The organism is Peribacillus sp. NPDC055009 (genome assembly GCF_053608705.1).
Genome location: NZ_JBSGVZ010000005.1, coordinates 25,010 through 39,684, shown reverse-complemented (window position 1 = coordinate 39,684; position 14,675 = coordinate 25,010). Strand labels below are relative to the sequence as shown.

The following is a 14,675-nucleotide window of genomic DNA, read 5'->3' as shown; positions in this document are numbered from 1 at the left end:
GAACTAGATTCCCTCTATATGAAACCTTTCAATCCCATGATTGCCCTCTTGCTTATCTCCTTACAACACAAAAAACCCCTCTCTCTGATTTAGTTTCCACCAGAGAAAGAAGTTTCGGATTAGTAACGAAAGATAAAGCAAAAACAAGGAAAATTTATGATGAAAGATTCACTCTTCACGGTAGTTATGATTTGCTTATCTTATAATTGCTATCTTATTTTGTTTGTTGTTTATTCATGGCGCTCATCATTTGATTAATTTTCTTTTGGGATGGTTTCATACCCATTTGCATCATCATCATTTTCAGCATCTGTTCGTTAATTGGCGGATTTTTCTTTAAGTAATCCATCATGTATTTACGAGCGATGAAAAATCCCAGCACTACTCCAGCAATCAATGCCAGTACGCCAACTAGAATGTAAACCCACATACTATTTCCTCCTTCGTGTTGTCTAACATCAGTGTACTAGACCAAAGGTTATTATACAATACCCGCTACTGAAAAGTCCCCCATTTAGACAAATTTTCTTTCTTTTATCGGTTTTAACCAACCGTATTTTTCATGTTCAAAATCAATGGCCAGAAAGCTCGCTTCATATTTTCGAATACTTTCAAAGAAAGCGGTCTCCGCTTCATAGTCTCCTTCAGCTTTTAGAATAATGGAATCATGCTGAATGATTAAAACGGCCTTACTTGATCCGTTTGTTTTTTCTAAATAGTATTTTCCATTTTGAGTCCAATAATTCATCTTTTTTTGCAAACGTTGTTCAATGGCTAACTGCAACTGGATAATCGGGACTGTTTTGGTGACATATTCGATTTGTTTTTGCAAAATACTCTTCAGTCTGCCCTTTGCTTGAATATACTCCAAAAACAAATTGAAAAATAGCCTTTCTCTTCCATAATAATGATGGGCAAATTCATCTTCGATTAAATAAATTTGATAGGTTCTCATCAGCCAATGCCTCCTAGCTTTCCTATTTTGGTCACGAAAATAACTAACCACCAGGACATTCTCCACTATTTTCCACTATTGATAACTTTCCCCTTTAACTGACACATTTAAACGAAATTTATTTATTCTCATTATATATTGACAAACTAAAAAGATATGTTGTTTGCTGGAGAAATTTTCTTCTTTTTTTGTCGAATGGAAGATTTCCCTTAGAATAGAAGCACACAATATAAATCTGGATTGTTTTTGATAAAAAAACTGACACCAAACTAGTTGGTGTCAGTTCCCCATTACTATTAGTTAAGCATTTCCTTAACACGAGCAACTACATTTTCTACAGTAAAACCGAATTCCTCCATGATCTTACCGCCTGGTGCAGAAGCTCCAAAATGATTGATGGCCAATATTTCACCCTCATCACCTGCATAACGATCCCAACCAAACGGTGAAGCCACTTCGATAGCTAGACGTTTTTTCACTGCCGGATTGATTACGCTTTGTTTATATTCTTTAGATTGAGTTTCAAATCGATCCCATGATGGCATGCTGATAACAGAAACATCAATTCCTTCGTTCGCCAAAGCTTTCTGTGCTTCCACAGCCAAGTTCACTTCGGAACCAGTCGCAAGAAGTAATGCATCGGCTACTTCTTTCTTAGAAGCAGAGATGATGTAAGCTCCTTTTGAAACACCTTCATACGCAGTTTCGGAAGTATCTTTAATTGTTGGCAATCCTTGACGAGTCAGTACAAGGGCAGTTGGTTTATTTGTAGACTCCATAGCCACTTTCCAGGCTGCTGCCGTTTCATTGCCATCAGCTGGACGGATTACCCCTAGGTTAGGCATTGCACGCAATGATGCCAATTGTTCGATTGGCTCATGTGTCGGTCCGTCTTCTCCTACAGCAATGCTGTCATGAGTGAATACATAGTTTACAGGCAGTCCCATTAGTGCTGCCATTCTTATGGCAGGACGTAGATAATCAGAGAATACGAAGAATGTTCCTCCGTATACTTTTAATCCACCATGAAGTGCCATTCCATTTAAAGCCGCACCCATAGCGAATTCACGTACACCGAACCATATATTACGGCCACTGTAATTACCAGGTAATAGATCAGTCTCACCTTTGATGGCAGTATTATTAGATCCGGCTAAATCCGCAGAACCCCCAATGAAGCTAGGGACCCTTTTGGCAATAGCATTTAGCACTTCCCCACTTGAAGCACGGGAAGCTAATGTTTTACCTTCTTCATAGACCGGAATTTCCTGATCCCAATCAGCAGGCAGTTCACCTTTGATGGCCAACTCCAATTGCTGTGCTAACTCAGGATGTGCTTCTTTGTAATTTTTGAACAATTCATTCCAAGCTTCTTCTTTTTGAGCGCCTGCATTAACAACAGATTCATTAAAGTGTGAATACACTTCTTCCGGAACATGGAAGTCCTCTTCAAATGTCCATTTATATGCTTCTTTTGTCAATTTCAGCTCATCTGCACCAAGCGGAGCGCCGTGAACAGCAGATTTACCTGAACGGTTTGGTGAACCGTAACCAATAACCGTTTTCACTTCGATTAATGTTGGGCGTGCATCGTCGGTTTTCGCTTCTTCAATCGCTTTAGCAATTTCCTGAAGATCATTCCCATCCTCAACGCGGATATATTGCCATCCATAAGATTTGAACCGGTCTGCTACGCTTTCACTAAATGATTGGCTTAAGTCGCCGTCAAGAGAAATATCATTAGAATCATATAAAACAACGAGTCTTCCGAGTTGTAGATGTCCAGCTAATGAAGCGGCTTCTGCAGAAACACCTTCCATTAAATCTCCATCTCCACAAATGCCATATGTATAATGATCGACCACATTATAAGAATCGCGGTTATAGCTTTCTGCCAAGTGACGTTCAGCCATTGCCATTCCTACTGCCATTGCGATACCTTGTCCAAGCGGCCCGGTAGTTGCATCAACACCAGCCGTATGACCGTATTCAGGATGTCCTGGAGTTTTACTGCCCCATTGACGGAAGCTTTTCAAATCATCGATAGATAAGCCATAGCCCGATAAATGAAGAAGGCTGTATAACAGCATAGAACCATGTCCAGCTGAAAGAACAAAGCGATCTCTATTAAACCAATCGGGATTTTTCGGGTTATGGTTCATATATTCGGTCCATAGTTTATACGCCATCGGCGCAGCACCCATTGGCATACCTGGATGGCCGGAATTAGCCTTTTCAATTGCATCAATTGATAATGTACGAATCGTATTGATAGAAAGTGCATCTAATTTATCTAACATATTGTAAAAACATCCCTTCCTGTAATGTACCTCTTTATATTATAGTGACAAGCATAATATCACAACTAAAATCACTATTTACTGCCTCAATATTGCAATTTTCTATAATAACAGAAGTCCCCTATTTAGATTAAACTAAATAGGAGAATACATACATGCATGTACTCCCTTTTTACTCCTAAATGCTAACAGGATACTCAAGCGGAATGTTTTATCAGAAGGATCCAAGCATTAATGTAAGTTTCTTTTTTCTTTTATATTTTTTATCTTTTGAGGAGTGACGTCATTACCTTCTGGATCAACGACCTTCACATGCTCCAACGTATCAGTCATGGACTTTCTGAATGTTTCCAAATACTCACTTCTCAATTGGGTTTGCTCTTTTGCCTCAACTTCCGTCAAACCTTCAGCCTTCGCCTTTTTAGAAAGTTCATTAATACGGGCTATTTTTTCTTTTGATAACATAATTTCGCTCCTTCATAATCTCCGGATATTGTCATGGTATTAAAAAAAAAGCGAAATTACAAGTTCTAAGATTTACTTTCATTTGTATTCAGTTGATGTTCGAGAAAACGCCTGTTCACAGTAGCCTTTGAAACATTGTATCCAAAGCCCCTTAAAGTGGCTGCGATTTCTGCGAATGTCAATCCATTGGCCCGAAGTTTAATAATTTCTTCAATAGGGATTTCCATACGGTCCCTTCCAGTGGAATTCCTTTGATTCTGAAGGTTTTTTTGAGGACGGTATCCTTTTTCAACGGCTCTTATCATCCCGCGCTTTATTTTAAGATTATGTAGTTTCCTTTGGTATTCTTCTACAATACCGACTATCTGGATGACCATGGCATCCGAATCCGATAACTCAAGCTCCCCGTCATGTGAGAGTGTATAAATTTTAACATTTTCTTTAAGGATGACATGGAAAAGGGCTATTTTGGCATTCCCTCTTCCCAGCCTTGTTTCATCCTGGATTAATAGTACTTCAGCTTCTTTAGTTTTAAATAGTTCGAGCATGTCAAAAATGCCATCCCGATTCAACTCATAACCACTTGCCTGCTCTTTTATTATGGATATAACTTCAACATCCATCTTTTCTGCCAATTTGACTAACTCATCTTCCTGCCTTGCCAATGATGTTTCCTGTGACTCTTTTTCTGTGCTGACCCTACAATAGATTACCGCCTTCATAATACCCTACCTTCACTGCTTACTGCTCACTGGCCAAATTCTGGACAAGTTCTTCCCCTTTAACCGGTATGACGATGACTTGACCAGGTTTAATTGTATCCGCCCTGACACCATTATGCTCTTCTATCCAACCAATGAATTCTTTTTTTGTCAAATTTGCTTCTTCGTATTCTTCGGCGATTCCCCATAGGGTATCACCTTCACTTACTTCTATAGAAAGGAAATCCTTTTTTGGATCATTGTTCAATGTACAAGAGAATAAAATTGAAAAGATGAATACTGATCCCGCTAATAGAATCGTATAAATATAATTTTTGTATAATTTTTTCATAAATATCCCTCCAAAGCGAATGTTCGTTCGTATGTTATGGTCAAATTATAATACGAACGTTTGTTTCAGTCAACAACAAAATTCGAACTTATGTTTGTATAGAATTGGGGGCCATGCTATAATGTAGCAAAGAACATTGGGGAAGAGGTGCACATATGACTAAACTATCAAAAAGGCAGCAAGATATTCTTGATTTCATTAAAGAAGAGGTTCGCCAAAAAGGGTATCCACCTTCCGTACGGGAGATTGGTGAAGCAGTGGGACTTGCTTCAAGTTCAACAGTACACGGGCATTTATCACGCCTGGAAAGCAAAGGCCTGATTAGACGTGACCCAACCAAGCCAAGGGCCATTGAAATAATGAATTTGGAGGAAGCGAACAATATTCCCAAAGTCAATGTCGTGAACGTGCCGTTACTTGGAAAAGTAACAGCGGGAATGCCGATAACGGCCATTGAGAACATAGAAGAATACTTTCCGCTTCCCGAAAGCATGGTTCCACATGATGACCATGTATTCATGCTGGAAATCATGGGTGAAAGTATGATCGAAGCAGGAATTCATGATGGGGATTATGTCATCGTGAAACAACAAAGCAATGCCAATAATGGAGATATCGTCGTGGCCATGACGGAAGATGATGAAGCCACTGTAAAACGATTCTTTAAGGAACCGGATTACATAAGGCTTCAGCCTGAGAACTCGAATATGGAACCAATTATTTTACGAGATGTTTCGATACTTGGAAAAGTAATAGGCTTATATAGACAAATACACTAAAAGCGCTAACCGCGCTTTTTTTGTTTGTTTAATCTATGTCCCGAATTCTCTCAATATGCATATGGAATTTTAATAGAATCAAGTTTTCATGGGAATTTAAACATCCTTAATTACGAACGGAAGTATACGATCGCCTAATATGTACTTTGGTAACACTCTGATTACAATAAAAAAGAGAGCTTTAACTACCGCTCCCAGTTAAAATTCACTTCACTCGTAATCTTTGGTTCACTTTAATTAGGTTAAGATCTACCAAGCCGTTCCACTGTTGAATCTGCACTTGTGTAGAACCGTATGCTTTTGCAAGCGCAGAGACGGTATCCCCTTTTTGGACAATATGATAAACCTCTTCTATACTTGCATCATATTTTGTTAAATCGCTTGTTTCGATAAGGTTCACCAGTTTTTCAATATAGTTGGGATCCGAGGCGTACCCAGCATCGAAAATTGCTTTGAGTGCTTTTCTGTAATCTTTTTCTCCAATGACAGCCGTATAAAGACTTCTATTCCATGAAGTCCCCTTTACATATAAATTGGCAAGATCTCTAAGACTTTCTTCCCAAGATGGGTATTTTCTGAATTTGTTCCATACTTGAACGGGTACGCCATTGACATATTCCATTGTCTGAATGATGACAGACTCACCCTTGAAGTCACCTTTTGTACCGAATATATTTTTTCCTTTGCTTGCTAATAAACTTGTCCCATATCCACTCTCCAAACAAGCTTGTGCAATGACAACAGAAGGTAATATTTTAAATTCCTGTTGAATTTTCTGGGCATAGGGAGCAATTTCCTTAATAAATGTTTCCTTGCTCATTAGAACCTCCCATCAATGGTTTTACTTTATTTTTCACTGTTCATCTTCATTCTTATCGTATTCTCATCTATGAAAAAGGTTACAGCAAGTCCCATACAAAAGGTTCTGATGTTTGGCTAATTGTTTTTATTATAGATTTCTTACCTAGAGTTGCCTGCTTCGAGTATTATTTATCCATTTCCCTACCAAACAGGAAAAGCCGTCAATCCATTTAATTAAATGGATTTACGGCTTTTCCTGTCGAACACTGAAAATCTTCAAAACTTGTTCGTTAATTTTAAATTTGTAATTATTTATTTTTGTATAAAACCTTGATGAAAAACAAAAACTATTTTTAAAAACTTCATTTCAAGGTGGTGAAATCATGGACTACCCAACCGTCCATACAAACTTCTGGGATGCAGTGATAGCCATTCCTACCATCATGATTCTTACTCAATTTATTAAGGTCATGTTTCATATTCATCCAAAATTCGTCCCTACCATCGCTTTGGGTCTTGGCTTGTTCATTTCCATTTTCATCAGTCATCGTCATCACTTGGTTTCAGGAATTTTCATGGGCTGGTTTTATGGCTATGCAAGCATAGGCAATTATGCTGCACTCAAAACTGGTATTTTGTCTTATAGAGAATCCTACAAAAAGACGGATTAAATCTATTCTTGTTGCCTAGCTGAAATTCATCAATCTTTTTATTGCTAGATGACCTTACTAGCTTTATTTCCCATCGAACACCATTAATTTAATCGCTGTATTAGTAATTACAAACTGGCTGAATCCTTTGGCTAAAACAAACCACCCATGTTAGCACCACATTACATCAAAAAACCCTTTTCAATTAAGAGAAGGGATTTTTTTGTCGGGAAAAGTGGGTTATTATGTTTTTTACACTCCTGCCGAGGCGGCTTGGTAGGATCGGCGGAAAGGGACCGGATTTCTGTATTCAACAGGATCTATTTTTCAAGAAAAGATTGGAGGCAAACTTCGAATTTGTCTACAGTCTGATACCCTCTCAAAGAAGAGAATGCATTTCACTATTTCTCAATATAGACCGAACGAATCAGTGTCCGGGTTCTTTCAGTACCATCCACATTTTTTTCCTTGACATCTATTGTTACATTATAAACCCCTGACTTAGGTACTTCCGGAAGTGTGCCAGTAAAATTTTCTGTATCCATTGCCTTAATTGAGCTTTTTTCACTAATTTCATTACCTGTTTCATCTATTAGATGAACCAAGAATGTTGTGCTGATTGGCCTTTTTTTATCATTCATTGGGTTCTTTATTAAAAATTTCGCATCTTTTTGCTTAACTTTACCGGCCATACTTAATGTAATGGGATTCTTTTCGTTAAATTGTGCTGTGAACAGGTAGGCGTCTTTTGGCGATTTAGTCTTCATACGCACTTTCCAATCACCAATTTCAAGGTTGTTTCTATTGAATGATTGGACGGTTGCACCATTAAAAAAGGAAGTTTCGTTTTTGGCTGAATGAACCATTAAGGAAGGTGAATACTTTTTATTGGATGGAGAAATCATTTCAACCTCGACATCATTTGATGCTGTATATATGTTTATATTACCTGGGGCTGATTCATTTACATGGAAGCTTAGTTCGATCCAGACATTTTGTTTCAGGACATCACCCAGAACGGTTTGAGCGAGTGCAGTGGTAATGACATCATCTTCAACCCGTTCTTTATAATTGACATTATATTCAGGGATTCCAGCGGTGGAGGTGCTTCTTAAATATGGTTCAATTCTTGAAAATACAGCTGAGCCGACTCGTATATTGTCGTGATCAAAGTTGGGATCTGAAAATAAATGTGTTGCATAGGGTATTTTTGTACTCCATACATTCACTAGACCATCATTTTCCCCATATGAAGATAAATATTGTCCACCCATTGATAAGGCTGATAGAACCGGGCCTCTGTTCATGCCTGCCACAGTGAAATACATGTTTTTACGAGAATTAACATGGTTATCCGTGACCGAACGAAATTCAGCCATTTTACCAACTTGTAAAGAATAAGTTCCCTCATCTTTTTGACCTAATAGGGAACCAAGCCAGCCCGCATACCAGCTATAGGCCAAATCAGCTAGGTGAGAACCATGATGGGGGGAAGCTAAAGTGATCACCCTTCCAACATACTGGTGTGCTCCATAGTGCACTAGAGCCGCTTGGGTATCTGGGCCCCCTTTGCTGTGAGCTATAATATTTACTTTTTCACCCCCGAAATGGTTACTGATTTCTGCAAGCATTTGAGCTAAAAGCCTTCCATTAGCATATTGGCTCACTGATCCATTTCCAGCTGAATCATGAAGCTGAACAAAAACAGTTTGGTAGCCTGCTTCATACGCTTTGGTATACATATCATTGACACCATGATAATCCGTTTCACCGTACCAGCTGGTTGAACTGCCGTTTTTCCCTTGAACAAACACGATCGGTGGTTTCTTTGTATCAAGATTGGGAGGAATACTTCCAAGAAACCAATCCCCTGGACTGAAAGTTTCGGATGGGGGCTTTAATTTTCCTGCTGAGGAAATGTCTGGCTTGGCCATAATTAATATGGTTAGAATGAGGACAAGAAAAACGATATAATTGATTACATTCCTTTTCAATTGTTATCTCCTCCAATATCATGTGGAATTCTTTCGAACTCATCCTATTTTCAACGCCCTCCTTCCATGCCTTTGATAGCCTTCATTAGTATATATTTGTACTTTTGCATACCATTACCTGCTATCTTCATAAAGATAGGAGAAAAAAACTAGAAAAAGTTAATAAAAAATGGAGATATAGTATGATGGTTTGCCTTCAATTCGTTTATGTATACAGTCATTTTCCAATTATGAAATTATCCTTATAGAGGAAATCCATATATCGAATGCTGTATGTTCACGAAGAAAAAGAGAATAAGCCCTTCTCCTGCAAAGGATGTAGGGCTTGACTTTATTTATGAGCATCCAAATATTATTCTTCGAATTTGCCACTGTCCAATTGCTCCTATTCATGTTGTTTTGAAGTCCATCCTATACATTAAGTAAATTGTTGAAAAAATTCTTTCACAGCAATTGGCTGTCATTCATAGGGATCTCAGTATCAATCGTGTATTAGGATTATTAACTCCTTAAAGCCCTCCCCTAAACGCCACATACGCGTATTTCACAATGAGAACTGGATAAATAATATCAGGGCTATGCTCGCTCTTCCAATTGTATAATTTATTTATCTGATTTTCCTTTCCCATTTTTTCACCCTGTTTCGATCATTACTTAAATTTTGCCCCAGGAATGGTTACTTTGGTGAATAAATGATTGATAGTCTTGATCCTTTAACTACATTTGAAGTGTAGGTGGGGATCAAAAAAAATAATATCGTCGATCGAGAACCCTACACATTCAGCAAACAAATAAGCCTTATCGATTCGCAAAGGAATCTTATATTGCTCATAGTCAATGTAAGTCCTTTTGGCCATCTTCAGCACTTTAGCCATTTCTTCCTGTGTTAAACCTTTATACTTCCTCGCTTGTTTAAGTGTGAACTTAACGTTTGTCATATCTTGTCACCACCTATCTAAAAAAATGATATCACACTTGAAGTATAGTTACCAACAATTTTTCGCAAAATTCACGCACTTTAAGTTTACTCACCTTCACTCATGGTGTATATTCAAGTAAGAGGTGAAGAAATATGCACATTGGTGAACGGATTAAAATGTTAAGAAAAGAAAGAAAAATGACACAAGAAGATTTGGCAAATATATTAAAGGTGGCACCAACGGCAGTATCAGCATGGGAATCCGGACGGAATAAACCTTTAATGGATAAATTGGGCATGATGTCCTCATGCTTTGAAATACCGCTATCCCACCTCATCGAAGGAGCACCTAACGTTAGAAATGCTCCAGGAATGGAATTTCTAAATGAAAAGAATGTAAGATTAATTGGAGTATATGGCAATATCCCTGCTGGAGAGCCTAATTTTACCAATGAATATATAGAAGCCTATATGCCGACATTAAATTCGATGCTAAAAACGAATAAAGAATATTTTTTCCTTAGAGTGAATGGCAATAGCATGAACAAAGAATTCAGTGACGGATCATTGATTCTCGTTGAAAAAACAACCTACGTTGATAAAGGAAAAATTGGAGTGGTCTTGGTAAATGGTCACGATGCCACTGTCAAAAAAGTGAATATCGATGAAGAAAATATCACACTCACTCCCTGCAGCACGGATCCTTTTTATGAAGAAAAAACCTATAACATCAAAAATGATAGAGTTCGAATTTTAGGAAAAGTGGTTCAAGCCATTAAAATATACGATTAATATCGACTTAGAGTTTCTTTATGGAGTATTAATTAAGTTCTCTTTGTTGACCGATACATATTAGGTACAAGCCATCATGGTTTGTGCTTATTAGTATTGTTCTTTATATATGTCTTTGCAAAAGATAATTAAAATTTGTGTCAGCCTATATACAAAGGCATATCCGTTTTCCCCAGATTACTTATTTCATTGAGTGAATGTTTTTGGAACTCTAAGCTTCCTAGGGCTTTTATTTCAGATTTCCCTTTCATGCAGAATGAATATAATTGTCTGTATTAGGCAATCAAATTATCATATTTTTATTATTCGGTTCACAACCTCATATGGGAATCTTATAATAGGATGATAAGCATTTGCCTCTGTAGCTCTAGAAGGGAAGAGCGCCGGAAAACATTTGTAGCCACCGGGTCGCAAGGTAAGGGTTTCAGAAGCACCGAAAAGCAAATAGCTGAGGCAGGCGGAATTCCTGCCGGTGAAAATCCGTAGGGAAGCGTGTTCTCCCCTAGCCTATGCTTACGAAAGGAGTGCGGGTTCGAATCCCGTCAGAGGCTTTTTTCTTGGAAAATGCGAGTATATATTCAATTCCACTTTAGCCCTCTGTGCAAATTTATTTATTTTTCCCTTTCACTTCTTCCGCTATTATCTAAGTACTCATTTAGGACAGTAGAATGTACACGACTATTTTATTACACGCATATTCCTGAACGAGGAAAAGCCCCTCTCTTTTTGAGAAGGGCTGAGTTTGTAGACAAAAGAGGTTCTCTCTAAAAGTTAAAACAAAGTTGATTGGAGCGGGTGGCGAGACGCCTGAGGGAAATGCGTGTCCAAGAAAACCCCGCCAGGCGCAAAGGCGTCGAGGAGGCTTCCGGACCGCCCGCGGAAAACGAGTGCCTGTAGTGGAAATCAACGTTCAAATTGTACTAATCCTTAAAAACTGTAGACAAACTCTTTTTGAGAAAGGCTTCCTGTGTGGTGTGCTTCTGGAAGTTAAAAATAATTTAACCAGGCAACTATTAATTATTCATTTAACCCGCAATTTCTGGTTTACTGTAATGGTGTACTGACTGTCAAGAGCGTTCCAATGTTTAATTTGCTGAACCGTACTGCCATAAGCCATGCTTAAGGAGTATACGGTGTCACCATTAACGACTGTGTGGTATACAGCTGTATTTTTCTTTTTAAGATCGAAGCATTTAACTAAACCGTTTACATGCCCGCGAGCCAGTGATTCGATAAAGGCTGCCGTTTTCAATTTGGCTGCGTCATTGACATTATCGATAAATCCATTTTCAGTCAGTAGTGCAGGCATGTCCGTTTCACGGAGCACATGTAAATCTCCTGTTTTTTGTCCTCTGTCTTGGATGTTGATAAGCTTCAAGACCTCTGAATGAATATGATCTTGATACGTTTTCGTAATCTGATTAGTAGACGTATAAACGTAATCCTCATACCCAGTGCCGCCGCCGGCATTGATGTGGATGGAGAGATAAAAGTCGGCTCCCCACGCGTTCGCTGCATTCGTCCTATCGTTTAAAGAGGGGTACGTATCTTGGTATCTGCTCATTTTTACAGAAACGTTATTATATTCTATTAATAAGATGTCTTTAATTCGAGTTGCAATGGATAAAGTTAAATCCTTTTCTCTCAATCCATTCCCCACCGAGCCTGGATCCGTACCGCCGTGGCCGGGATCAATAAATACTTTTACCATTTCTATCACCTCTATTAATCTTATGTTACGTATCAATAAATGCTTGTACACATAACTATCTGATTAAAGAAATTTCAAAATAAAGAATTCATCTCTCGGCCACAGTTCCAAAAAAAATACACCCTAAGGGTGTTATGGCATTATACGATAACATTCGCCAAATGGACGCAGAATTTTTTAAAGCCTTCTTCCATTTTTATACTTTTCTATCAGTAATTATTGGGCGTCTACAAATAAAGTGATAGAAGGAGATAGAGAGATAAAAAAAGTCAACATTATTAACAAAAAATCTAACAAAATGCTTGTATTTATTTAGTTATGGTTTGTTTTATTTAATTGTTCTGCACAATCTTTGATTGAGTCAATCACTATAGTTGGTTCTGATAATTGCGGAAAATGCCCACTTTTTTTTGCGACAATGTGATTGCTGTTTCTTGACAATGAAAGCAATTCCAATTGATTCTTAAGTCGTTTTTTTCGAATTTCCTCTGGCATCATTCGATTTTCTTGTCCACCAGTAATGACAAATACAGGTATTTCGGGAAATGTATCAGTTTGCTGGATTTGATCCACAGTTTTTTTTACAAAATTAACTTCATTGAATTGTTTATGCGAGGATAAGGAATCAAACACCTTGAACATCCTATTAATGGTTTTTACGGCCTTGCCTTGGTATTCATTAAGGCTTATATCTTTCGTTGTACTGGATTCTAAAAAAACTAGTCCCCCCACTTCATTTGGGTAAAGTCGGGCATATAAATTAGCATATAGGCCGCCTAGCGAATGTCCGACCAATAAGTATGGAGGTTCAAACCCCACCGTTGTTAATGCCTCACGTAAAGTGTTAACAATACTTTCCCCGTCTTGGCTTTCCTTAGGTTTATCGCTGCCAGCAACACCAAAGCGATTATAGGAAAATACAGATGATGTTTCAGAAATTACCGGTAGTATTTTCATCCAGCCCTCTATCGGTCCAGAACCACCATTAATCAAAACAATATTTGGTTTGCCTTTTCCACTAATATTATATTGTAACGTCCCTTTTGGTGTTTCCACTTTATATTTTTCTATTTTCAATATCAGCGCACCTCACTTTGTTTAGATTACTCTACGTGTGTAACGAGCTTTGGTTTCATTTATTGAAGTTCTAACATAATGCTTTAATTACGAAAGTTATCTGGGAACTTATCCTATAGCTAAAATTTTTTAAAGGAGAGTTGTATGATGAATGAATATGGTAAGTTTGAACAATTGGTTCAAAAGTTTGATCAAGGAAGCAAGCTAATTCGCGCATGGGAATTAAAAGGCGGAATTTCTGCACAGGTTACAGGCCTTGAAGTATTACATCCTTCAGGGCGGCTCATGAAAATGATCGTTCGTCAGCATGGTGATCCTGACCTAAAACGGAATCCAAATGTTGCAGCTGATGAACACAAGCTCCTAGGGATATTGAAAGCTGCAGGTTTGCCTGTACCGATGCCATATTACCTAGAGCAATCTTGCGAGATTTTTTCCAAGCCATGCATACTTATCGAGTTTATTGAGGGGAAGTCAGAATTCACACCCTCAAATCTCAATGATCATATCTTACAATCGGCAATAAATCTAGCAAAAATCCATCGTGTTGATTGTGCAAATCTATCTTTATCATTCCTGCCTAAATTAGAAAATACATATATCGAAATGTTAAATAATAACGATAGGGTAATCCTGGACGAAACATTAAATATGAGATTGATTAGGGATTTGTTAAAATATTTCACCCCTTTACCATCCATTAATAAGGAAGTGATCCTTCATGGTGATTATTGGCCAGGAAATCTATTATGGATAGAGGGTAAACTAGTTTCCATAATTGATTGGGAAGATTCAGGCTTAGGGGACCCTTTGATTGACCTTGCCAATAGTCAACTCGAAATCTTTTATCATTTTGGAATGCAAGCGATGAATGACTTCACCAATCAATATAAAACCCTGATGCCTGAGGTGAATTTTACAAACTTACCCTACTGGCAATTATTTGCCTCATTACGGTTATCTACATTTCCTGAATGGGGCTTGGAAAAGAGCAAGGAAAATAACTGGCGAAAAAGACACAAGTCATTTGTTCGTCAAGCGATTAACCGAATTCGTTTAAATTAATGCTTTTTAAAATGAGTGAAAAATCTGATATGCCCAGGATATTTTTGATAAAGGCATTTATACTAGTCCCTTTATCATTTATTTTCATAAACTAATAATGACTTTCAAAAAAAA

The 14,675-nt window shown here is 37.9% G+C and carries 15 protein-coding genes; 4 read left to right on the top strand and 11 right to left on the bottom strand.

Annotated elements, in window-relative coordinates:
- Window positions 1-214: 214 nt before the first annotated feature.
- The 6 genes from ACWF5P_RS10115 to yneA form a co-directional block, all read right to left on the bottom strand.
- Window positions 215-430, bottom strand: a complete 216-nt coding sequence (locus tag ACWF5P_RS10115) for a YneF family protein (protein ID WP_034312934.1) — start codon at window positions 428-430, stop codon at window positions 215-217.
- A gap of 84 nt (window positions 431-514) precedes the next feature.
- On the bottom strand, window positions 515-955 hold the full coding sequence (gene sirA, locus ACWF5P_RS10110) for a sporulation inhibitor of replication protein SirA (protein ID WP_101221647.1): 441 nt from the start codon (window positions 953-955) through the stop codon (window positions 515-517).
- A 296-nt stretch (window positions 956-1,251) separates the two neighbouring features.
- A complete protein-coding gene (tkt, locus tag ACWF5P_RS10105; RefSeq protein WP_260357268.1) occupies window positions 1,252-3,255 on the bottom strand; it encodes a transketolase in 2,004 nt (667 codons plus the stop codon).
- 231 nt (window positions 3,256-3,486) lie between these two features.
- A complete protein-coding gene (locus tag ACWF5P_RS10100; RefSeq protein WP_137020072.1) occupies window positions 3,487-3,720 on the bottom strand; it encodes a DUF896 domain-containing protein in 234 nt (77 codons plus the stop codon).
- A 65-nt stretch (window positions 3,721-3,785) separates the two neighbouring features.
- Window positions 3,786-4,442: a YneB family resolvase-like protein gene (locus tag ACWF5P_RS10095; protein ID WP_101221645.1), complete on the bottom strand. Its 657-nt coding sequence runs from the start codon at window positions 4,440-4,442 to the stop codon at window positions 3,786-3,788.
- 19 nt (window positions 4,443-4,461) lie between these two features.
- A complete protein-coding gene (gene yneA / locus ACWF5P_RS10090; protein ID WP_434169269.1) occupies window positions 4,462-4,773 on the bottom strand; it encodes a cell division suppressor protein YneA in 312 nt (103 codons plus the stop codon).
- A 155-nt stretch (window positions 4,774-4,928) separates the two neighbouring features.
- On the opposite strand from yneA, the gene lexA reads away from it, so the two are divergent.
- The gene (gene lexA, locus ACWF5P_RS10085; RefSeq protein WP_101221643.1) at window positions 4,929-5,552 is read left to right on the top strand and encodes a transcriptional repressor LexA; all 624 of its coding nucleotides are present in this window, start codon (window positions 4,929-4,931) and stop codon (window positions 5,550-5,552) included.
- Window positions 5,553-5,757: 205 nt separating this feature from the next.
- Here lexA and ACWF5P_RS10080 read toward each other — a convergent pair whose 3' ends face one another.
- Entirely contained in the window at window positions 5,758-6,372 is a 615-nt protein-coding gene (locus ACWF5P_RS10080; protein ID WP_157830958.1) for a glucosaminidase domain-containing protein, read from the bottom strand.
- Between the two features lie 364 nt (window positions 6,373-6,736).
- Here ACWF5P_RS10080 and ACWF5P_RS10075 point away from each other — a divergent pair, with 364 nt between their 5' ends.
- Window positions 6,737-7,024, top strand: a complete 288-nt coding sequence (locus ACWF5P_RS10075; protein ID WP_434169268.1) for a hypothetical protein — start codon at window positions 6,737-6,739, stop codon at window positions 7,022-7,024.
- 380 nt (window positions 7,025-7,404) lie between these two features.
- Here the strand turns inward: ACWF5P_RS10075 and ACWF5P_RS10070 are convergent, their stop codons facing one another.
- Window positions 7,405-8,937 carry an esterase/lipase family protein gene (locus ACWF5P_RS10070; RefSeq protein WP_434169649.1) on the bottom strand — a complete coding sequence of 511 codons (1,533 nt, stop codon included), beginning with the start codon at window positions 8,935-8,937 and terminating at the stop codon, window positions 7,405-7,407.
- Between the two features lie 773 nt (window positions 8,938-9,710).
- Window positions 9,711-9,935 (bottom strand): helix-turn-helix transcriptional regulator, encoded by a 225-nt coding sequence (locus ACWF5P_RS10065; RefSeq protein WP_101221641.1) that lies wholly within the window; start codon window positions 9,933-9,935, stop codon window positions 9,711-9,713.
- A 134-nt stretch (window positions 9,936-10,069) separates the two neighbouring features.
- Between ACWF5P_RS10065 and ACWF5P_RS10060 the strand changes: the two genes are divergently transcribed.
- Window positions 10,070-10,708 carry a LexA family protein gene (locus tag ACWF5P_RS10060; protein ID WP_260357266.1) on the top strand — a complete coding sequence of 213 codons (639 nt, stop codon included), beginning with the start codon at window positions 10,070-10,072 and terminating at the stop codon, window positions 10,706-10,708.
- Between the two features lie 1,021 nt (window positions 10,709-11,729).
- On the opposite strand, the gene ACWF5P_RS10055 is transcribed toward ACWF5P_RS10060, so the two are convergent.
- Both ACWF5P_RS10055 and ACWF5P_RS10050 read right to left on the bottom strand, forming a co-directional pair.
- The gene (locus tag ACWF5P_RS10055; protein ID WP_452444832.1) at window positions 11,730-12,419 is read right to left on the bottom strand and encodes an N-acetylmuramoyl-L-alanine amidase family protein; all 690 of its coding nucleotides are present in this window, start codon (window positions 12,417-12,419) and stop codon (window positions 11,730-11,732) included.
- A gap of 312 nt (window positions 12,420-12,731) precedes the next feature.
- Window positions 12,732-13,496 (bottom strand): alpha/beta fold hydrolase, encoded by a 765-nt coding sequence (locus tag ACWF5P_RS10050; protein WP_452444831.1) that lies wholly within the window; start codon window positions 13,494-13,496, stop codon window positions 12,732-12,734.
- Between the two features lie 147 nt (window positions 13,497-13,643).
- Here ACWF5P_RS10050 and ACWF5P_RS10045 point away from each other — a divergent pair, with 147 nt between their 5' ends.
- Window positions 13,644-14,561 carry an aminoglycoside phosphotransferase family protein gene (locus tag ACWF5P_RS10045; protein ID WP_452444830.1) on the top strand — a complete coding sequence of 306 codons (918 nt, stop codon included), beginning with the start codon at window positions 13,644-13,646 and terminating at the stop codon, window positions 14,559-14,561.
- The last annotated feature ends 114 nt before the right edge of the window (window positions 14,562-14,675 follow it).